This is a genomic window from Roseivivax halotolerans (genome assembly GCF_900115815.1).
GTDB classification, from domain to species: domain Bacteria; phylum Pseudomonadota; class Alphaproteobacteria; order Rhodobacterales; family Rhodobacteraceae; genus Roseivivax; species Roseivivax halotolerans.
On record NZ_FOXV01000002.1, the window covers coordinates 182,354 to 203,059 of the forward strand.

A 20,706-nucleotide genomic window follows, 5' to 3' on the forward strand; every position below is an offset into this window, starting at 1 on the left:
CGGTCTGTCTCAAGCGCCGCCATCACATCCGGAACACGCCGAAGCGCGTCTCCTCGATCGGCGCACAAAGCGCCGCGCTCAGCGACAGGGCGAGCACGTCGCGGGTCTTGCGCGGATCGACGATGCCGTCATCCCAAAGCCGCGCCGACGCATAAAGCGGATGCGATTGCCGCTCGAACATCTCGACCGTTGGCCGCTTGAAGGCGGCCTCCTCTTCTTCGGACCAGGTCTCGCCGGCTTTCTCCATCGCCGCGCGCTTGACGGTGGCCAGAACGCCTGCCGCCTGCTCGCCGCCCATCACCGAGATCCGGCTGTTGGGCCAGGTCCAGAGAAACCGCGGCGAATAGGCCCGCCCTGCCATGCCGTAATTGCCCGCGCCGAAAGAGCCCCCGACAAGCATGGTGATCTTCGGCACCGAGGTCGTCGCAACCGCCGTGACCATTTTCGCCCCGTGCCGGGCGATGCCTTCGTTCTCGTAGCGCCGCCCGACCATGAAGCCGGTGATGTTCTGCAGGAACACGAGCGGGATCTTCCGCTGCGAGCAAAGCTCCACGAAATGCGCGCCTTTCTGCGCGGCTTCGGAGAACAGCACGCCGTTATTCGCCACGATCCCGACAGGGCAGCCCTTCACATGCGCGAAGCCCGTGACCAGCGTATCGCCGAAGCGGGGCTTGAACTCGTCGAACCGCGATCCGTCGACAACCCGCGCGATGACCTCGCGGATGTCGTAGGGCGTCCGCAAATCCGCCGGCACCGCGCCGAGGATCTCCTCGGGATCGTAGGCGGGCTCTTCCGGGCTCTGCCAGACCACGCTGCCCGGCTTGGTGCGGTTGAAGCCAGCCACGGCCCGCCGTGCCAGTTCCAGCGCGTGATAATCGTCTTCGGCCAGATAATCGGCGACGCCCGAGAGCCGGGTATGCACGTCGCCGCCGCCAAGGTCTTCAGCCGTGACCTCCTCGCCGGTCGCGGCTTTCACGAGCGGTGGCCCCGCAAGGAAGATCGTCCCCTGGTCCTTCACGATGATCGTCACATCCGACATCGCGGGCACATAGGCCCCGCCCGCGGTGCATGAGCCCATGACCACGGCCACTTGCGGGATATTCTTCGCGCTCATCCGCGCCTGGTTGTAGAAGATCCGCCCGAAATGATCGCGGTCGGGAAAGACCTCGTCCTGGTTGGGTAGGTTCGCGCCACCACTATCCACAAGGTAGATGCAGGGCAGATGGTTTTCCTCCGCGATTTCCTGGGCGCGCAGATGCTTTTTCACGGTCATCGGGTAATAGGTGCCGCCCTTCACCGTCGCGTCGTTCGCGAGCACCATGCATTCCTGGCCCGCAACGCGCCCGATCCCGGCAATGGCGCCAGCGGCCGGCGCGGCCCCGTCATAGAGGCCATGCGCTGCCGTCGCTCCGACTTCGAGGAAGGGCGAGCCTGGGTCGAGCAGCGTCGCCACCCGCTCGCGCGGCAGGATCTTGCCACGATCGAGATGGCGTTGCCGGGCCTTGGCACCGCCGCCCTCCGCGGCCTGCGCGGCAGCCTCCTCGACGACGCGCAGCGCGTCGAGATGCGCCTGCCGGTTCGCCTTGAATTCAGCCGATCCGGCCATGACCTGGGATTGCAGTTTCATGACGCGTCTCCTTCGCGCGCGGCCCGCGCTTTCAGCTCCTTGCGGATCACCTTGCCGGTCACGGTCATCGGCAGCGCCTCCACGAAGGTGATTTCCCTTGGGTAGGAATGGCTTGCGAGCCGCTCCTTCACCCATGTCTTAAGTTCGGCGGCAAGGGAGGCCGTCTCTTCGCGATCACGAAGGACCACGTAGGCTTTCACCGCCTCGCCGCGCACGGGATCGGGTTTGCCAACCACGCCGACCGTGGCCACGGCGGGGTGCATCATCAGGCAATCCTCGATCTCGCCCGGTCCGATCCGGTAGCCCGAGGACGTGATGATATCGTCCTCGCGGCCCACGAATCGCACGAAGCCATCCTCCATCACGCCGCGATCCCCGGTCAGCAGCCACCGGCCGCGGAACTTCGCTTCGGTCGCCCGCGGATTTCGCCAGTATTCCAGCATCATGGACGCTGATCCTCGCTTTACCGCGATGTCGCCCTCACCCTCGCAAGGCTCGCCACTTTCGTCGATCACCGCAAGCCGATGGCCCGGCACAGCGCGGCCGATGAAGCCCGGTTTCGGGCTGAAAAGGCTGCCCGCCGAGGCGGCCACCATGTTGCATTCGGTCTGGCCGTAAAACTCGTTGATGCTCACGCCCAGCGCCTCGCGCCCCCAGACCAGCATCTCCGCGCCAAGAGGCTCCCCGCCGCTCGCAACCGAGCGCAGGCCGTCGATCCGCGCGCCCTCGGACTTCAATATCCTCAACACGGTCGGCGGAAAGAAGACGCAACGGACCGCCGCGTTTTTACAAATTCGAACGCATTCGTCCGCCGAGAACTTCTCCATTCGCGCTGCGACGACCGGAACGCCCAAGGCGAGCCCCGGCATCAGCACGTCGAAGAGCCCGCCGATCCAGGCCCAATCCGCAGGCGTCCAAAGCACATCGCCCCGCTGACCGAGGAAATCATGGCTCATCTCGACGCCCGGAAGATGCCCCGTCAGGATACGGTGACCGTGCAGCGCCCCCTTGGGCCGCCCCGTCGTGCCGCTCGTATAGATCAGGACCGCCGCATCGTCCGGCCCCGTCGCCACGCCCGCCTGCGTGCCTTTCGGCTCGCGCGGCAGAGACGCCCGGGTGACGATGCCCAGACCGAAGCCCTTCAGGCGCTCCTGCCCCTCTTCGTCGGTCACGACCACGCCAAGCCAGCTATCGTCGATCCGGGTCTCGAGCGCGTCGCGGCGGAACAGCGTGAACAGCGGCACCGAAATCGCGCCAAGCCGCCAGGCCGCGATATGCGCCGCGGCGCAGAGCGGGCGTTGCGACAGAAGCACGCCGACCCGGTCACCCCGCATCACGCCCTTCTCGATCAGCGCCGCTTCGACACGCCGGGACAAATCCCAGAGTTCGCCATAGGTGATGTCGCGTCGCGCGCCGCCCGAGAGGTCGATGATCGCGATCCGGTCGGGCTCCGTCGCCGCCCAGCCATCGCAAACCTGGTGCGCGAGGTTCAGCTCGTCCGGCAGATCCCACCGAAAGCGGGCATAGAGCTCGTCATAAGGGCGGCGACGCAGCATCATTTCACTCGGGCCCCACCAGCCGTTCGAGCCCGCCCGAGCGGTTCACGTAGTAGGTGTAGTGCCGCGCCGGATCGTGCGGGCTCGGCCCGCAGATCACGACGAGCCACCCGGACCCTTCGGGCGCAGGTCGCGCCCGGCAGTCCGACCGCGCCGCGCCTTCCCCGGTGCCTGCGGCCTGCCGGTCGGCCATGTACCGCTCTGCATAGGCGTCGATCACTTGGGTCTCGGTCACGTTGGCCACGATCCATCCCTGCCGCCACCCGACGAGCGCGGCCATCGCGACCAGAAGCGCGAAGGGAAGAAAACGCAGCCATTCCGGCATCACCCCATCGCGGCCATGAGCTCGCGTCCGACCAGCATACGCCGAATCTCGGACGTGCCCGCGCCGATCTCCATCAGCTTGGCATCGCGGAAAAGGCGGCTGACGGGTGTCTCGTTCATGAAGCCGGCGCCCCCCATCGCCTGAACCGCCTGATGCGCCTGCACCATCGCCTGCTCGGAGGCGTAAAGACAGCAAGCGGCCGCGTCCTGGCGCGTCACGCGCCCCGCATCGCAAGCCTTCGCGACCTCGTAGACATAGGCGCGGGCGGAATTCATGGCGGTGTACATGTCGGCGATCTTCCCCTGCATCAGCTGGAACGAACCGATCGGCTTTCCGAACTGCTTCCTCTCCGCGAGATAGGGCATGATCTCGTCGAGGCAGGCCGCCATGATGCCGAGCCCGATCCCGGCGAGTACGACACGCTCGTAGTCGAGGCCCGACATCAGCACCTGCACGCCGCGCCCTTCCTCGCCGAGCACGTTCTCGAACGGCACTTCCACGTCCTCGAAGATCAGCTCCGCCGTGTTCGACCCGCGCATGCCGAGCTTGTCGAAATGCGGCGAGGTGGAGAAGCCTTTCATCTCCTTCTGGACAAGAAACGCCGTGATCCCCTTGGAGCCGGCGTCCGGGTCGGTCTTGGCATAGACGACCAGCGTATCGGCATCGGGGCCGTTGGTGATCCAGTACTTGTTGCCGTTCAGCACGTAGCGGTCATTGCGCTTGTCGGCCTTGAGGCTCATCGACACCACGTCCGAGCCGGACCCCGCCTCGGACATGGCAAGCGCGCCCACATGCTCGCCCGAGACGAGACGCGGCAGGTACTCGGCGCGCTGTTCGGCCGTGCCGTTGAGGCGGATCTGGTTCACGCAGAGATTGGAATGCGCGCCATAGGACAGCGACACGGAGGCCGAGGCGCGGGCGACTTCCTCGATCGCGACGGTATGGGCCAGGTAGCCCATGCCCGCGCCGCCATATTCCTCCTCGACGGTGACACCCAGAAGACCGAGGTCACCCATCTCGCGCCACAGCTCGTTCGGAAAGGCGTTCTCCCGGTCGATCGCGGCGGCCATCGGTTTCACTCGCTCCTGCGCCCACCCGTGAACGGTCTCGCGCAGCGCGTCGACATCCTCACCAAGATCGAACCGCATGACAGCGTTGAACATGAGGACGGCCCTCCCAAGCCATTATTGAACACTTGTTCAAATCTATAGGGCCAGAGACCCCCTTCCGTCAATCGGTCTGGAACCCGGCCGCTCCGCGCAGGGTTGCATGGGAAACCTCACTCGAAAAGGATTCTTCAAATGAGCACCGAGCTGAAACAGACCTTCTGGAAACGCATGGACGATGTGACCGCGGGCCTTCTGTCCGCCGCGGGCGAGCGCCCCGTGCCGATGGCGCCCCATGCCGACAAGGATGCCGAAGTCATCTGGTTCGTCTGCCCACGCGGCTCCGCCGCCGACCGCGCCGCGCATGGCGGTGACGTCGCGACCTTCCAGGTGGCCGATCCCAAGGCGAACCTCTTTGCCAATCTCGACGGCAAGCTTTCCATCGTCGATGACAGCGACAAGCTCGACGAGATCTGGGACGCGACCGTGGCAGCCTGGTTCCCCGACGGCCGAGACGACGATTCGATCCGTCTCATCAGCTTTTCCCCCGATGACGGAGAAATCTGGGCCACCGCGAAAAGCATGGGCTTCCTTTACGAAGTTGCAAAGGCCAACGTGACGAAGGATACCCCTGACGCCGGTCAACACGGTCGGGTCGCGTTCTGATCGGAGCTTGTCGCATGTTCACCCGGCTTGCCGCCTTATGCCTCTCCCTGGCGGCAACTCCGCTCGCTGCCGAGGAGATCGGCGAGATCGGCGTCGACTGGGTGGGCAACGATATCATCGTCGAGGCAATCTCGGACCCCGATGTGGCAGGCGTGACCTGCCACATCGCCTATTTCGACCGAGGGCTGATCGACCGGCTGTCCAAGGGCAACTGGTTCGAGGATCCGTCGAACGCATCCATCTCCTGCCGCCAGACCGGCCCCATCGAGATCGGCGAGATCGACCGCAGCCCGAGCGGAGAGGACGTCTTCCGCACCTCGCGGTCCATCATCCTGAAATCGCTGCGCGTCAAACGCATTTGGGACGAAGCCAACCAGACCCTGGTCTACGTCGCCCACGCGGCGGAGCTGACCGATGGCTCGGCGAAAGTTGCGATCTCAACCGTGCCGCTCTACGCGCCGGAATGAAGCGGCGGGTCAGGCCGCCCGATCCGCGAGCGCCTCAATCTCCTCGCGCAGGATACGCGCAATGAGGCGGCAATCCTCTTCGGAAAAAGTCAGTGGCAGACGCAGGTCGAACAGACCCGCGAGCACCCTGTCTGTACGTGGCAGCGCCATCGGGGCCGCATAGCGCCAGTGCGCGTAGCGCGACGTGAAGGCGACGGGATCCTCCGCGCCGAACCACTTCATCTCGACACCGCGCGCACCGGCACGCGCGACGAGCTCCGCCGCCTTCTCCGGTGGCCAGTCAAGCGCGAGAAACTGGAAGGACGACGCGACGAATCCCTCAGCGTCGGGCCGGTGCGGCAGCGATATGCCTGGCGCGCCCCAGATCCCCGCCTCGAGCGCACGGTACCGTGCGTTCCATGCCTCGGCCCGCTCCGCCAGCCGCGAGAGCTGCGGGCGCAGGATCGCAGCGCGCAGGTTGTCCATCCGGCCCGAGACGTTCGGCACGTCGAGACGCAGCTCCTCGAAGACCTCCTTCGGCGGCGCGGCGAGATGCCGCTCATAGAGCATGTACGAGCCCGACAGGAGAATCATCCGCGCTGCGAGGTCCGCGTCGTCCGTCACCAAGAGACCCCCTTCGCCGGAATTCACGTGCTTGTAGGTCTGGGTGGAATAGCAGCCGATCGCTCCGTGCCGCCCCGAGGGCACCCCGTTCCAATGGGCCCCCATCGTGTGCGCGCAATCCTCGATGAGTGTCAAACCCTTGGCGCGGCAGAGCTCGGTCACGCGTTCCATATCGGCGATATGTCCGCGCATATGCGACAGCATCAAGACCCGCGCATCGGCGGCCTTGACCTCGAGATCGTCAAGGTCGATGACCAGATCCTCGGTCGTCTCAACGAAAAGCGGGCGCGCGCCGAGCGCCGCGATGGCTCCGGGTACGGGCGCAAGCGTGAAGGCATTGGTCAGGACCGCATCGCCCGGCCCGACGCCTGTCGCCCGCAGCGCCGCGCCCAAACCGTAGCCGCCAGAGGCAACCGCGAGACAATAGCGCGCGCCGGTCAGGGCCGCGAAATCCTGCTCGAGAAGCGCGGTCTCGCCCAGCTCTCCCTCGGCCAGATTGTAGCGGTGCAGCCGCCCGTGGCGAAGAACGTCGAGTGCGGCGGCGATTCCCTCTTCCGGGATCGCTTCTTGCTGGGTGAAATTGCCGTGGAAGGTCTCGCTCATGGCGCTCAGAACACGCGGAAACGCGCGCCCCGTCAATCGCCGAGAAGCCGCAGAGCGACGCCGGGCAATTCGTCGTAATGGCCGATGATCGCCTCGGGCTTGAGTCTGGCGATGCCCGAACCTTCCGGCCCGAAGCCCACGAGAACTGAGGCAAGGCCCGCGGCGCGCGCGGTTTCGCGGTCTGTCTCGGTGTCACCGACCAATACCGCGCGGGTCTCAGTGCCGCCTGCGCGCCGGATCGCTTCGCGCAAGGGCTCGGGATCGGGCTTGCGGACCGGCAGCGTGTCCGCGCCGATCATGGAGGCAAAAGCGTCGCGGATCTCGAGATCGGCAAGAAGCTGCTCGGCCAACCCCTCGGGCTTGTTCGTGCAGATGCCCACGCGAAACCCGCTCGTCGATAGCGCCGCCACTGCCTCCATCGCGCCGGGATAGAGCGTGGTGTGCCGTGAAATATCCGCCCCGTACGCCTCGAGGAGCCGGGGATACCATGTCTCGACCGCGTCCGGGGAATATGCGCCTTCGCGTTCAAGCCCGAGCTTCAGCATGGCGCGCGCCCCGCGAAACGCCGTGCGCGCGTCCATCTGCGGATCGAGCCGCGTCGTCGCCCCCATCTCGGAGAGGCACAGATTGGCCGCCGCGATGAGATCGCCGCTGGTATCGGCCAGCGTTCCGTCGAGATCGAATATCACGCTTCGCATTGCCCTGCTCCTTGTCACAGCCGGACACATGCCGTGATCCGTATCGCCTTGCTACCTTGGCATGAGCGGTTAAAACGGGGCCGACGTTAAAGCAAAGAGATTTTCAATGAGCATTGCCCTGGTCATTCTCGCCGCCGGGAAAGGCACGCGGATGGAATCGGACCTGCCGAAAGTGCTGCACAAGATCGGCGGCGCGCCGATGCTGCACCATGCCATGCAAGCCGGATCGAGCCTTTCGCCGGAGCGGATCATCGTCGTTGCCGGCCACGGCGCCGAAGCGGTGACGAAGGCGGCGCAGGATTACGACCCGGATTGCACCGCCGTGATCCAGTCCGAGCAGAACGGCACGGGCCATGCGGTCGATCAGGCGCGGGAGGCACTGGCCGATTTCGAGGGCGACGTGATCGTTCTCTACGGCGACACGCCCTTCATCAGCCATGAGACGCTGGAAGACATGGCGGTCGCCCGCGGCCGCGCCGATATCGTGGTTCTGGGCTTCGAAGCTGCGGACCCCGCGCGCTACGGCCGGCTCGTGGCCGAAGGGGATCGGCTCGACAAGATCGTCGAGTACAAGGATGCCAGCGAGGCCGAGCGCGCCATCACCTTGTGCAATTCGGGCGTGATCGCCGCGGATCGCAAGACCCTGTTCGAGCTGATCGGCAAGATCGGCAACGACAACGCTTCGGGCGAATATTACCTCACCGACATCGTCGGTCTCGCACGCGAGGACGGGCTGACGGCGACGGTCGTGACCTGCCCCGAGGCGGAAACGCTGGGCATCAATTCCCGCGCCGAGCTGGCCCGCGCCGAGGCGATCTTCCAGACCCGCGCCCGTGTCGAGCTGACCGGCAACGGCGTGACCATGCAGGCCCCGGACACCGTCTTCCTGAGCTTTGACACGACAATCGGGCGCGACGCGGAGATCGAGCCCAACGTCGTCTTCGGACCGGGCGTCACAGTCGAATCCGGAGCGCGGATCCGTGCCTTCAGCCATCTCGAAGGCGCGCATGTCTCGCGCGGGGCCGTGGTCGGCCCCTACGCCCGCCTGCGCCCGGGAGCGGAACTCGCCGAGGACGTGCATGTCGGCAATTTCGTCGAGATCAAGAACGCGTATCTTGGCGAGGGCGCCAAGGCCAATCACCTGAGCTACATCGGCGACGCCGATATCGGCGAGGCGGCCAATATCGGCGCGGGCACGATCACCTGCAATTACGACGGCGTCTTCAAGCACCGCACCGAGATCGGCGCACGGGCCTTCATCGGATCGAACACGATGCTGGTCGCGCCCGTGCGCGTCGGTGACGAGGCACTGACGGGCTCGGGGTCGGTCATCACCGCCGACGTGCCCGATGGCGCTCTCGCGCTGGGCCGTGCGCGGCAAGAAACGAAGACAGGATATGGCCGCAAGCTGATGGACATGCTGCGTGCCAAGAAACGCAAATTGACAGAAGGGGCATCCTGATGTGCGGGATTGTTGGCGTACTCGGCAAGCACGAGGTCGCGCCGGTTCTGGTCGAGGCGCTGCGGCGGCTCGAATATCGCGGCTATGACAGCGCGGGCATCGCAACCGTGCATGACGGCCATCTCGACCGCCGCCGCGCCGTGGGCAAGCTTGTGAACCTCTCGGACCTTCTGGTCCACAACCCCCTGCCCGGCAAGTCCGGCATCGGTCACACGCGCTGGGCGACGCATGGCTCTCCCACCGAAGTCAACGCGCATCCCCACAAGGCCGGCCCCGTCGCGGTCGTGCATAACGGCATCATCGAGAATTACCGCGAACTGCGCGAAGAGCTGACCGGCGCGGGATACGAATTCTCGACCGAGACGGACACCGAAACCGTCGCGCATCTCTGCCAGAGTTACATCGCCGCGGGCCTCAATCACGTCGAGGCCGCCGAGAAGACGCTCTCGCGGCTCGAAGGGGCGTTCGCACTCGTGTTCCTCTTTGACGGTCAGGAAGATCTTATGATCGCAGCCCGCAAAGGAAGCCCGCTCGCCATCGGGCATGGCGACGGCGAGGTCTTCGTGGGGTCCGACGCGATCGCGCTGGCCTCGCTGACCGATCAGATCACTTATCTTGACGAGGGCGATCGCGCGATCCTGACCCGCACCACCTGCGAGATCCGGGACGAAGCGGGCAACCTCGCCAATCGCCCGGTCAAGAAGGTCAATATCGCCGCCACACGGGTCGACAAGGCGGGCTACCGGCACTTCATGGCGAAGGAGATCGCCGAGCAGCCGACCGTCCTCGCCGGAGCCCTCAGCGCCTATCTCGACGGCGACGACATCGATTTCGGCGAGGCCGGGCTCGATTTCACGGGCACCGAGCGCCTGACGATGGTGGCCTGCGGCACGGCCTATTACGCGTGCCTTACGGCGAAATACTGGTTCGAGCGCCTCGCCGGGTTGCCCGTCGAGGTCGATATCGCCTCCGAGTTCCGGTACCGCGAGCCTCCGATCACGAGCGGCACCACGGCCCTCTTCGTCAGCCAGTCCGGAGAGACCGCGGACACGCTGGCCGCGCTGCGCTATTGCCGGGACAAGGCCGATCGCATCTTGTCGGTGGTTAACGTCGATGAAAGCTCCATCGCGCGGGAAAGCGATCTGGCGCTGCCGATCCATGCGGGCGTCGAAGTCGGTGTCGCATCGACCAAGGCGTTCACCTGTCAGCTCAACGTCCTCCTGCTCATGGCGATCGAGGCGGCCTTCCAGCGTGGTCGGATCACCGCGAAAGAAAAGGCCCAACATCTTGCGGACCTGCGCAGCCTGCCCGGCATTTTCAATGTCGCTCTCGAGCGCGACGAGATCATCGCCGACTCCGCCCGCGACATGGTCGAGGCGCGCGACGTGCTCTTTCTCGGGCGCGGACTGATGTATCCGCTTGCGCTCGAGGGTGCGCTGAAGCTCAAGGAAATCAGCTATGTCCACGCTGAGGCCTACGCGTCGGGAGAACTCAAGCACGGCCCCATCGCGCTGATAGACGCAAGCGTGCCCGTTGTGGTCATGGCTCCGCGCGACTCGCTTTTCGACAAGACGGTGTCGAACATGCAGGAAGTGATGGCGCGCGGTGGGAACGTTCTTCTCGTGACCGATGCAGCAGGTGCCGCGGCAGCGGGCTCCGAGGTCTGGCGCACGATCATCCTGCCGGAAGTGCCCGAGATGCTCGCGCCCCTACTCTACGCCTTGCCCGCACAGCTTCTGGCCTATCACGGCGCGGTTGCGAAGGGCACGGATGTGGATCAGCCGCGCAACCTCGCCAAGTCGGTGACGGTCGAGTAGGCCGCGCGGTCAGAGAATACGGGTCAGGGCCGACAGGAACGCGGCCACTTCGGCGCGGCTGTTGTAGTGACAGAACGACACCCGCACCGCCGCCTCGATACCGAGCGGATCGAGGATGTTCCCCGAATAATGGTCGGCCTTGCGGATATGCGTCCGGATGCCTTCGGCATTCAGCGCATCGACAATATCGGCAGCCGGAACGGTCGCATGAGCGAAGGTCACAAGTCCCTCGCGTCGGGCATTCTCCGGCCCGCCGATCACCGTGACCCCCTCCATCTCGGCAAGACCGCGCAGGTTGTCGGTCCCGTATAGCGCCGCGTTGCAGAGCATCTGCTCCTGCCCCCGGATCGCCTCTGCCGCCGCTTCGAGCCGGGCACGGGGATCGGTGTCGTCTGAAACCTCGCCGCCGAGCCAGTCGAAATAGGAAACGACATCGGACATCGTCGCATAAGCCCCGGTGTCGCGGGTGCCCAACTCCCAACCGCCCGGACCGCCGATCAGTGTGTCATGGCCGAGAGCGGCCAGCCGGTCCGATGCCCAGGCGATGCCGTATCCGTGGCGTGAGAACACCTTGTAAGGCGAGATCACGTACCCATCGACGTCAGCCGCCGACAGATCGATACCGCCGTGGCAGGCGTGCTGAATCCCGTCTACGATGATGAAAGCCTCGGGCGCGATTTTGCGGATCGCCGCCGCGATGGACGCGATATCGTTGCCGATCCCCGTCACGGGCGACGTGTGCAGGATGGTCGCAACACGCGTCTCGGCGGTCACGAGCCGGGCATAATCGTCCGCAGAGACACTGCCAGTATCGCTGTCATGCGGCACCTCGACATAGGGCCTCCCAGTCTCGGAGGCCCATCGGCGCAGGGCAGACCGCGACGCCGGATGCTCGACCGACGATCCGATCACCGAGCCGCCTTCGGGTGCCCCGAGACAGGCCTCGCGAACGAGCCGGAAAAGAAGCTCGGTGCCGCTTTCGCCGACGATCACCGCGCCGCCGGCCGCGTTGAACAAGCGCCGCACATCGGCGCGGGCCTTGTCGATCACCGCCTGAAGAGCAGCGCTCGCCGGGTTCGCGCGGCCCTGGTTGTCGGGAATCGCGGCATAGGCGCCGGACGTTTCGACGACACTTTTCAAGGTCAGCGCCCCGCCCGCATTCTCGAAAAAGATGCGCGGGCCGGTGAAAGGACAGGTGTCGACATGAGCAAACCGTTCGCGCACCTGCGCGATAAGCTGGCCGTTGGTTTCCAAGGTCAATGCGTGCTCTCCCCGTCTTCGCCCGTCGCGCGGGCCCGAAGCGCCTGATCGACCGCTTCTTCGATATCTTCGGGATTGTCCGACGGAACCGCGTAGCTGCCGGAGAACCATTTCGACAGGTCCACATCCGCGCAGCGCCGCGAACAGAACGGGCGGTATTTCGGATCCGTCTCGTTTTTGCAGATCGGACAGCTCATCGCAGGATCTCCGTCAGCGCGATCCGGTCGCGCTTGCGTTGCAGCTCTATATTCCCCATTGGCGTCCAGCCGACGAAATTCGTCTCTACCGGATCAGCCCGGAGCGCGGCGCGCAAGACCTGCTCGATTTGCCGGCGCTCTTTCTTGGGGAAGGGCGCAGGGTCGATGACGATCACGCCGCCCAGACCGCGAACGCGCAACTGACGCGGCAGATCACGCAGCGCGGCGATCGTGGCTTTGAGCCCGGCCGCGGGGGAGGTATCCCCGCCGGTATTCACGTCGACCGCGACGAGCGCCCGCGTCTCCTCGACTGCCATGCTCGCACCGCCGCCCAAGGGCACGATGGGCGAGGACAGCGCCTCGATCGCCTCGAGCGCGCCCGTTGCTTCCAGAGCTTCGGGCCCGCGCTCAACACTCGCTGGCACCGTCCATTCCCGCCACGCCCGCGCTTCCGGGCCGTCGCCTTCGACCAGAAGCTCGGCCCCCCGGCTCTTGTCCGCCATCACGCTCTCGGCGAGGGTACGCATCTCTGCGATATCCTCCGCGATGGTGGCCTCATCGGCACCGTCGCACGACGAGCGCAGGATCAGCCCGTATTCCGAGCCCTCCATCAATTCGTGCGCGATCTCGAGAAGCGCATCGCGCAGATCGTCGTCCTTGATCTGCCGCGAGACATTGAGCCCCGGCGCTTCCGGCGTCACGATGGCATAACGGCTCTTGAAAAGGATCTTGTGCGTCACCGGAACCGCCTTGCCCGGCTCGGCATGGCTCGTGACCTGCACAAGGAGTGTCTCGCCGGGAGAGATGCCCTTGATCTGGCGCAGATAGACCGGCCCGTCCGGCGTCTCGAGGAAGATGCCGCCCTGCCCTTTCATCGGCCGTCCCGCCACGGCGCGGTAGATCGCGCCCGGCACTGGGCCGTCATGGGCCACGAACAGATCGTCGAGCTTTCCGTCCTTCATCAGCGCCGCCGCCTCGCGGCCCGCGATCTCGCCCAGAACGATGGTTGCGCCTTTCATGATCTGCGTCCTTTCCAGACGGGTATGCCAGCGGCTGCCAGAAGCTGCGCGGTCTCGGCAAGCGGCAGCCCCACCACCGCTGTGAATGAGCCGGAGATCCACGGGATCAACGCCCCAGCCGGCCCCTGGATGCCATATCCGCCCGCTTTTCCCTGCCAATCGCCGGTTGCGAGATAGCCCTGAATTTCCTCTTCGGAGAGCCGCTTCATCTTCACTTGCGTGACCACGTCCCGCTCCCAAAGCTCCGTCCCGCGGCGCACGGCGACAGCGGTAATGACGCGGTGTCGGCGCCCCGACATGGCTCTGAGGAAGGCCTCGGCCTCGCCGGCATCTTCAGGCTTGCCGAGGATTCGCCGCCCAATCGCGACGGTGGTATCGGCGGAGAGCACCACGTCCTCGGCCTCGGCCGTCACAGCCTCGGCCTTTTCGCGCGCCATGCGAATACAGTAAGGACGCGGCAACTCACCCTTGCGGGGCGTTTCGTCGATATCGGGCGGGCGCACGTCGTCGGCCACGAGCCCCAGCTCGGCCAGCAGATCGCGCCGGCGCGGGCTTCCCGATCCCAGAATGAGTGCCATATCCCTGCTCCCGACATGAAAGAGGGGCCCGAAGGCCCCCTTTTCGCCTGCGTCGCCGCAGCTTACTTGAAGCGGTAGTTGATCCGGCCCTTCGTCAGATCGTAGGGCGTCATTTCTACCTGAACCTTGTCGCCAGCCAGAACGCGGATGCGGTTCTTGCGCATCTTGCCTGCCGTGTGTGCGATGATCTCATGGCCGTTTTCAAGCTCGACCCGGAACGTCGCATTCGGCAGGAGTTCCTTCACGACACCGGGAAATTCGAGCGTATCTTCCTTGGCCATGGTCTCTCCTGAATTGCGTCTTTGCACGAAAGAGGCTGCCCCCAATCATGCGATGCATGTAAATGGTCCGGTTCGGGCGCTTTTTCAAGGGCCAATATGGCGCAGGTCAATCCGGGCGGGCACGCCGTCGCGTCCTGCCTGGTCATTCCAATGGGCCCGGTTGAGAACTCCGCCATCGGCCCGGACATGAGTGATCGCGTCCACGTCAATCTCCGCGAAGGTCCAGCCGGCCGCGTCGAGCCTGCCTTCGGCCAGAACGCCCGTCGCCGGGAAGCCGGTATCGGGCGGACCGAAGACGCCGCCCGCCCCGCAATTGGTATCCACCGCCTCCGACCAGGCCGCATCGCCCACGGTCGAGGACATCACGCTCACGCATTGCGCCTCGAGCGCGCGCGCCATCGCACCGATACGGACCCGCGAATATCCGGCCCGCGCCTCGGTGCAGGAGGGCACGAGCAGGATCTCGGCCTCCGACAGCGCCCGGCCCAGAAGGGGATATTCGCTGTCATAGCAGATGAGGATGCCAATCTTGCCCAACGCGGTCTCGAAGAGCCGCAGCGGCCCGCCGCCCACGACGCCCCAATCCTCGCGCTCGAAGCGCGTCATGATCTGCTTGTCCTGGTGCCCCGACATGCCATCGGGCGTAAAAAGCCATGCGCGGTTGACCGGGCGCTTTCCGATCTCGGTATCGAACACCGTCGCGGAAGCGCCAAGAATGTGGACCCCATGGCGAGCCGCCAGTTCGGCGTGCAGGGCATTCGCCTCGGGCATCCGGTCCGAGACGGCGTGAAGCGACTTCTCGAGATCGCCCGCAACATCGAGCCCCGCCAACGTTGCAAGCTCCATCGCGCCGTATTCGGGAAAGACAAGCAGGTCCGCGCCCTGCCCGGCCGCGTCCGCCACCCAGGACGAGAGCTTGGCCTCGTATGCCGCCCAGTTCGGCAGGATATCGAGCGGATAGGCGGCGGCGGCGACTTTGAATGTCATTTCGTCAGACCTGGAAGGCGTCCGCCCAGTCGGGATGGCGGCGACGCTGCGCGTTCACGAACGGACAAAGCGGCACGATCTTCACGCCCTCGGCGCGCGCATCCTCGACGAGCCGTTCGACCAGCGCCTGCCCTGCCCCGGTCCCGCGCATCGCGTCCGGCACCCCCGTGTGGTCGGCGATGATGAGCGTTGGCGAGGAGATCGAATAGGTCAGCTCCGCCTCCGCGCCGTTCCGGCGGATCACGTAGCGGCCGCGGCTGCCCTCGACCTCGCGGGTGATGTCGAACTCAGTTGACAATGGTGGCTTCGGTCGCGGCGCGGATATCGTCCTCGCTGACACCATCCGCGGTCTCGACGATCTTCAGCCCGCCCTCGACCACGTCCAGAACACCAAGATTGGTGATGACGCGATTGACGACGCCGGTACCGGTGAGCGGCAGCGTGCATTCCTTCAGCAGCTTGGACTCGCCGGCCTTGTTCTGGTGATCCATCACCACGACGACCCGCTGCACTCCCGCAACGAGGTCCATCGCGCCGCCCATGCCCTTCACGAGCTTGCCCGGGATCATCCAGTTCGCGAGATCGCCGTTCTCGGCGACTTCCATCGCGCCCAGGATCGCCATCGCGATCTTGCCGCCCCGGATCATGCCGAAGGAGGTCGCGCTGTCGAAATAGGAGGTGTGCGGCAGCTCGGTGATCGTCTGCTTGCCGGCGTTGATAAGGTCGGGATCGGCTTCTCCCTCAACCGGGAAAGGCCCCATTCCGAGCATGCCGTTCTCCGATTGCAGGGTGACGTTCACGCCTTCGGGGATGTAATTCGGCACGAGCGTCGGGATGCCGATGCCGAGATTGACATAGGTGCCGTCTTCCAGCTCCTGCGCGGCGCGGGCCGCCATCTGCTCACGATCCCAAGGCATGTGTCACTTTCCTTCCTGAAGCGTATCGTAGGGGTCCATCGGCACGTCGATCATGACGATCGTTCCGGCCGCGCCCCGCACGACGTTGATGGTTGCATCGAGGCCGTCCAAGAGGGACGAAATCAGCCGTCCGCCCACCGTCGTCGTCGAGGGCCAGTTGATATTCTGCGGGATGCCGACGCCGTCATCGGCGATCAGGAACCGCAAGCCGCCCGCCGCAAGCTGCGTCGCCCGGAGCTCGATATACCCGCTGTCGAGCCCGTCGAAGGCATGGCTGAACGCGTTCGAGAGCGCCTCGGAGAGAACGAGGCTCAGCCGCACGGAAGCATCGAGGCTCACGTGCAATCTCTCGAGTTGTTGGGAAAACCGGATGCCGGGGCGACTTTCGTTATAGGTCACGTTCGCGGCGACCCGCGTCATCAGCGAGCCGAAATCGATCTGGCTGTCACCGCCCGACAATTCGGACGCCTGAAGCTCCTCGTAGACGAGTTGCAGGCAGTCGAGCCGGCGCGGCAAGGCCTCGATCTCGTGCACCGGGTCGACCTGGCTACGGCCCGGATTGGGATGCGAGATCGACGCGAGTATCAGAGACAGGTCTTCCTGAACGCGCGAGCGGATCACCTCGAAGGACCGGTCCAGATGCTCGTGCGAATGCGCGGGATCGCGCAGCTCTTTCTGAAGACCGAGGAAATAGAGCGGCTTGCCATCATCATTGGTGATCGGCGCGATCACCAGACGGTTCGTGAAAGGCTCTCCGGACGCGCGGTAGTTCAGAATGTCGACCGACACGTCACGACCATTCTCCACGGCGGCCCGGACCCGATCCACGTCTTCCTTGCGGGTGCGTTGACCCTGCAGGAAGCGGCAGTTCCGCCCGATCACCGAAGAACGGTTGTAGCCCGTGACACGCTCGAACGCCTCGTTCACGTAAACGATCGGATTGTCGGGCGCATTGGGGTTGGTGATGACCATTGCGACCGAAAGGCGCGCGAATCCCGCCAGGGCGGCCCTGTCGTCCAGAACCGCGCTGAGGTTGCGAGACGTGGTCTGGGCCCCGCTCACCAAATCAGGCTGCCGACCGCGTGGTCAGCTTCTCGATGCGCTTTTCATGCTCGCCCTGGATGATGCGATGCACGTAGACGCCCGGCAGATGGATGTGATCGGGGTCGAGTTCGCCCGGCTCGACGATCTCTTCGACCTCCATGACGCAGACCTTGCCGCACATGGCCGCCGGCGGATTGAAATTGCGCGCGGTCTTGCGAAAAATACAATTGCCGGTCGTGTCGGCCTTCCACGCCTTCACGATAGACAGATCGGCGAAGATCCCACGCTCGAGAATGTAGGTCTCGCCGTCGAATTCCTTGTGTTCCTTGCCCTCGGCGATCTGGGTGCCGACACCGGTCTTGGTGTAGAAACCCGGAATACCCGCGCCGCCGGCGCGCATCCGCTCGGCGAGCGTGCCTTGCGGGTTGAATTCGAGCTCGAGTTCCTCGGAGAGATACTGGCGCATGAATTCGGCATTCTCGCCAACATAGGACGACATCATCTTTCTGACCTGCTTGGTCTGCAAAAGGATGCCGATGCCGAAATCGTCAACGCCCGCATTGTTCGAGGCGAAGGTCAGATCCTTCACGCCCGCATCGCGGATCGCCGAGAGAAGCAGCTCGGGAATGCCGCAGAGACCGAACCCGCCGGCCGCGATCAGCATGCCGTCATGCAATAGCCCATCAAGCGCTTCCGCCGCGGATCCGTAGATTTTCTGCATCTCTGTCATCCCTCCGAGCCGTGTTGTGTGGGAGTCTTGGCGCTCCACCGAAAGAGAGTCAATGCGAGCAGGCCCGCCGCCGCTCGGCGGACGCGCGCTGCATTATGGAATGCTGTGAACCCCCGGCCATGACCGGGGACATGAGCATTATTTCTTCGCAGCGCTCTTCGCGGTCGATTTCTTGGCGGCGGGTTTCTTGGTCGCGGGCTTTTTAGCGGCAGCCTTCTTGGGAGCGGCTTTCTTCTTGCCGCCCTTCTTGGCCTGCTTCTCCGCGATGAGCTCGACCGCCATCTCCATCGTCACGGCGTCGGGTTCGACATCCTTGGGCAAAGTCGCGTTGACCTTTTCCCATTTGATGTAGGGGCCGTAGCGCCCGTCCATGACGTTGACCGGACCGCCGTCCTCGGGATGCTCGCCAAGCTCTTTCAGCGGCTTGGCTGCTGCCCGCCCGCCGCCGCGCTTGGCAGCCTTTTCGGCCAGCACATCGACCGCCCGGTTGATGCCGATCTCGAAGACCTCGTCGACCTCCTTGAGGTTGGCGTAGAGCTTGTTGTGCTTCACGAACGGGCCATACCGCCCGATCCCGGCTTCGATGGGCTCGCCATCCTCGGGATGCTTGCCGACCTCGCGCGGTAGCGACAGAAGCGTCAGCGCCTTTTCGAGATCCATGTCATCCGGCGACCATCCCTTCGGCAGGGAGGCGCGCGGCGGCTTCTTGTTTTCTTCGGTCACCTCGCCGCGCTGGACGTAAGGTCCGAACCGGCCCGAGCGCAGCGAAATCTCGTCGCCGTTATCCTCGCCGAGAATGCGGTCGCCTTGCTCCGCCGCATCACCGCCGATGGGGCGCGTATAGCGGCATTCGGGATAGCGCGAGCAGCCCACGAAGCCGCCCGAACGCGATGTCTTGAGATGCAGTTGCCCCTCGCCGCAGAGCGGGCAGATGCGCGGATCAGAGCCATCCTCTTTCGGGGGATAAAGCTGCGGCGCCAGCGCGTCGTCGAGCACGTCCAGCACCTCGGCGATGCGAAGCTCGGACGTCTCCGCGATCGCGGCGGAGAAGTCGCGCCAGAACTTCGACAGAAGCTCCTTGTAGTCGCGCTGTCCGGCGGAGACGTCATCCAGCTCTTCCTCGAGCGCGGCGGTGAAATCGTATTCCACGTAGCGCTTGAAGAAGTTCAGAAGGAAGATCGTCACGATCCGGCCCTTGTCCTCGGGAAAGAGCCGGTTCTTGTCCTTGCGGACATATTCTCGGTCCTGGATCGTCGAGATCACCGAGGCATAGGTCGAAGGCCGGCCGATCCCGAGCTCTTCCATCTTCTTGACGAGCGTCGCCTCGGTGTAGCGCGGCGGCGGCTGGGTGAAGTGCTGCTCGGGGGTGACGCCGCGCTTCTCGGCGGGCTCGCCTTCTGAAATCTGCGGCAGGCGCTTGTCGTCGTCATCGACGACATCGTCCCGGCCCTCTTCGTAGACGCGCAGGAAGCCGTCGAACAGGACGACCTGTCCGGTGGCGCGCAGGCCCACCTGCTGGTCCTGGCTGCCGATCTCGACCGTGGTGCGTTCGAGCCGCGCGGCCTCCATCTGACAGGCGAGCGTGCGCTTCCAGATCAGGTCGTAGAGCTTCTTCTGATCCGCGTCGCGAAGGCCAAGGCTGCCGGCATCCTTGGTCATGTCGGTCGGCCGGATGCACTCATGCGCCTCCTGCGCGTTCTTTGCCTTGTTCTTGTACATGCGCGGGCTGGAGGGGACGTATTCCGCGCCGTAGCGATCCTTGATCGCATCCCGCGCCGAGTGAACGGCTTCGGCGGCCATGTCGATCCCGTCGGTCCGCATGTAGGTGATGTGACCGGCCTCGTAGAGCCGCTGCGCAGTCGACATGCACATCTTCGCGCCCATGCCGAATTTGCGGCTCGCCTCCTGCTGGAGCGTCGAAGTCATGAAGGGCGCGGAAGGGTTGCGGCTTGCGGGTTTCGCTTCAACCGAAGTGATCTTCAGATCGCGCGACGTGATCGCCTGAACGGCCATCTCGGCCTGCGTCTCGTTCTCGAGATCATAGCGGTCGAGCTTCTTGCCCGCGAGCGTGGTCAGCCGCGCCTCGTATTCCTGGCCGCGCGGTGTCGCGAGCAGAGCCTTGACCGACCAGTATTCACGGGCGCGGAATGCCTCGATCTCCATTTCGCGCTCGACGACGAGACGCAGGCAGACCGACTGAACGCGGCCAGCCGAGCGCGCGCCCGGCAGTTTCCGCCAGAGCACCGGCGAGAGATTGAACCCCACGAGATAATCGAGCGCCCGGCGCGCGAGATAGGCCTCGACGAGCGGCGCGTCGATCTCGCGCGGGTTCTGCATCGCTTCGGTCACCGCCTGCTTGGTGATCGCGTTGAAGGTCACGCGGCTGACCGCCGTGTCCTTCTTGATCGAGCGGCGTTTGGTCAGCGCCTCCTTGAGATGCCATGAGATCGCCTCGCCTTCTCGGTCGGGGTCAGTGGCGAGGATCAGGGAATTGTCGGTCGCCAGCGCGTCCGCGATGGCCTTCACGTGCTTCTTGGAATCGCTCGCGACTTCCCAGGTCATGTCGAAATCGTGCTCGGTATCGACCGAGCCGTCTTTCGGAGGCAGGTCTCGCACGTGTCCGTAAGAGGCGAGCACCGTGTAGTCGGATCCCAGGTACTTGTTGATCGTCTTGGCTTTGGCCGGGGACTCGACAACGACAACAGGCATCTGGAACGGACCTTCTTTAAAACTGCAGGCGATATGGCCGGGCAGCATGTGTGG

Annotated in this window: 21 protein-coding genes; 4 read left to right on the plus strand and 17 right to left on the minus strand. The window is 65.0% G+C overall.

Annotation, left to right across the window (positions count from 1 at the left end; genetic code table 11):
- Positions 1-22: 22 nt before the first annotated feature.
- The 4 genes from BM171_RS03780 to BM171_RS03795 are packed head-to-tail and all read right to left on the minus strand — an operon-like array spanning position 23 to position 4,671.
- Complete coding sequence (locus BM171_RS03780) at positions 23-1,627, minus strand: carboxyl transferase domain-containing protein (protein ID WP_093009490.1); 1,605 nt, start codon at positions 1,625-1,627, stop codon at positions 23-25.
- Positions 1,624-3,183 carry an AMP-binding protein gene (locus BM171_RS03785; protein ID WP_093009724.1) on the minus strand — a complete coding sequence of 520 codons (1,560 nt, stop codon included), beginning with the start codon at positions 3,181-3,183 and terminating at the stop codon, positions 1,624-1,626. Before BM171_RS03785 ends, BM171_RS03780 begins: the two co-directional genes overlap by 4 nt.
- Before the next feature lie 4 nt (positions 3,184-3,187).
- Positions 3,188-3,508 carry a hypothetical protein gene (locus tag BM171_RS03790; protein WP_093009491.1) on the minus strand — a complete coding sequence of 107 codons (321 nt, stop codon included), beginning with the start codon at positions 3,506-3,508 and terminating at the stop codon, positions 3,188-3,190.
- Positions 3,508-4,671, minus strand: a complete 1,164-nt coding sequence (locus BM171_RS03795) for an isovaleryl-CoA dehydrogenase (protein WP_093009492.1) — start codon at positions 4,669-4,671, stop codon at positions 3,508-3,510. The genes BM171_RS03790 and BM171_RS03795 overlap by 1 nt, the downstream gene beginning before the upstream one ends.
- A 138-nt stretch (positions 4,672-4,809) precedes the next feature.
- Between BM171_RS03795 and BM171_RS03800 the strand changes: the two genes are divergently transcribed.
- Positions 4,810-5,280, plus strand: coding sequence for a pyridoxamine 5'-phosphate oxidase family protein (locus BM171_RS03800; RefSeq protein WP_093009493.1), 471 nt, complete (start codon positions 4,810-4,812; stop codon positions 5,278-5,280).
- A gap of 14 nt (positions 5,281-5,294) precedes the next feature.
- On the plus strand, positions 5,295-5,747 hold the full coding sequence (locus tag BM171_RS03805) for a CreA family protein (protein WP_093009494.1): 453 nt from the start codon (positions 5,295-5,297) through the stop codon (positions 5,745-5,747).
- A 9-nt stretch (positions 5,748-5,756) separates the two neighbouring features.
- On the opposite strand, the gene BM171_RS03810 is transcribed toward BM171_RS03805, so the two are convergent.
- Both BM171_RS03810 and BM171_RS03815 read right to left on the minus strand, forming a co-directional pair.
- Positions 5,757-6,953: a DegT/DnrJ/EryC1/StrS family aminotransferase gene (locus BM171_RS03810; RefSeq protein WP_093009495.1), complete on the minus strand. Its 1,197-nt coding sequence runs from the start codon at positions 6,951-6,953 to the stop codon at positions 5,757-5,759.
- Positions 6,954-6,985: 32 nt separating this feature from the next.
- Positions 6,986-7,651, minus strand: a complete 666-nt coding sequence (locus BM171_RS03815) for an HAD-IA family hydrolase (protein WP_093009496.1) — start codon at positions 7,649-7,651, stop codon at positions 6,986-6,988.
- 106 nt (positions 7,652-7,757) lie between these two features.
- Between BM171_RS03815 and glmU the strand changes: the two genes are divergently transcribed.
- Together glmU and glmS are read left to right on the plus strand one after the other, a co-directional pair.
- Positions 7,758-9,113, plus strand: coding sequence for a bifunctional UDP-N-acetylglucosamine diphosphorylase/glucosamine-1-phosphate N-acetyltransferase GlmU (gene glmU / locus BM171_RS03820; protein ID WP_093009497.1), 1,356 nt, complete (start codon positions 7,758-7,760; stop codon positions 9,111-9,113).
- Complete coding sequence (gene glmS / locus BM171_RS03825; protein ID WP_093009498.1) at positions 9,113-10,930, plus strand: glutamine--fructose-6-phosphate transaminase (isomerizing); 1,818 nt, start codon at positions 9,113-9,115, stop codon at positions 10,928-10,930. Before glmU ends, glmS begins: the two co-directional genes overlap by 1 nt.
- A 9-nt stretch (positions 10,931-10,939) precedes the next feature.
- On the opposite strand, the gene BM171_RS03830 is transcribed toward glmS, so the two are convergent.
- From BM171_RS03830 to topA, 11 genes are all read right to left on the minus strand, one after another.
- Positions 10,940-12,190, minus strand: a complete 1,251-nt coding sequence (locus tag BM171_RS03830) for an aminotransferase class V-fold PLP-dependent enzyme (protein ID WP_175497476.1) — start codon at positions 12,188-12,190, stop codon at positions 10,940-10,942.
- Entirely contained in the window at positions 12,187-12,387 is a 201-nt protein-coding gene (locus BM171_RS03835) for a DNA gyrase inhibitor YacG (RefSeq protein ID WP_093009500.1), read from the minus strand. The genes BM171_RS03830 and BM171_RS03835 overlap by 4 nt, the downstream gene beginning before the upstream one ends.
- Positions 12,384-13,406 carry a ribonuclease E/G gene (locus tag BM171_RS03840; protein WP_093009501.1) on the minus strand — a complete coding sequence of 341 codons (1,023 nt, stop codon included), beginning with the start codon at positions 13,404-13,406 and terminating at the stop codon, positions 12,384-12,386. Before BM171_RS03840 ends, BM171_RS03835 begins: the two co-directional genes overlap by 4 nt.
- A complete protein-coding gene (locus BM171_RS03845; RefSeq protein ID WP_093009502.1) occupies positions 13,403-13,984 on the minus strand; it encodes a Maf family protein in 582 nt (193 codons plus the stop codon). Before BM171_RS03845 ends, BM171_RS03840 begins: the two co-directional genes overlap by 4 nt.
- A 62-nt stretch (positions 13,985-14,046) precedes the next feature.
- Positions 14,047-14,265, minus strand: coding sequence for a translation initiation factor IF-1 (gene infA / locus BM171_RS03850; protein ID WP_005978431.1), 219 nt, complete (start codon positions 14,263-14,265; stop codon positions 14,047-14,049).
- A gap of 84 nt (positions 14,266-14,349) precedes the next feature.
- Positions 14,350-15,252, minus strand: a complete 903-nt coding sequence (locus tag BM171_RS03855; protein WP_093009503.1) for a carbon-nitrogen hydrolase family protein — start codon at positions 15,250-15,252, stop codon at positions 14,350-14,352.
- A 4-nt stretch (positions 15,253-15,256) separates the two neighbouring features.
- A complete protein-coding gene (locus BM171_RS03860) occupies positions 15,257-15,550 on the minus strand; it encodes a GNAT family N-acetyltransferase (protein ID WP_245760177.1) in 294 nt (97 codons plus the stop codon).
- Positions 15,540-16,169, minus strand: coding sequence for a 3-oxoacid CoA-transferase subunit B (locus BM171_RS03865; RefSeq protein ID WP_093009505.1), 630 nt, complete (start codon positions 16,167-16,169; stop codon positions 15,540-15,542). The genes BM171_RS03860 and BM171_RS03865 overlap by 11 nt, the downstream gene beginning before the upstream one ends.
- Positions 16,170-16,172: 3 nt before the next feature.
- Positions 16,173-17,231: a PAS domain-containing protein gene (locus BM171_RS03870; RefSeq protein WP_245760178.1), complete on the minus strand. Its 1,059-nt coding sequence runs from the start codon at positions 17,229-17,231 to the stop codon at positions 16,173-16,175.
- Positions 17,232-17,235: 4 nt separating this feature from the next.
- The gene (locus BM171_RS03875; RefSeq protein ID WP_093009506.1) at positions 17,236-17,934 is read right to left on the minus strand and encodes a CoA transferase subunit A; all 699 of its coding nucleotides are present in this window, start codon (positions 17,932-17,934) and stop codon (positions 17,236-17,238) included.
- A 147-nt stretch (positions 17,935-18,081) separates the two neighbouring features.
- Complete coding sequence (gene topA / locus BM171_RS03880; RefSeq protein WP_093009507.1) at positions 18,082-20,652, minus strand: type I DNA topoisomerase; 2,571 nt, start codon at positions 20,650-20,652, stop codon at positions 18,082-18,084.
- Between the last annotated feature and the right edge of the window lie 54 nt (positions 20,653-20,706).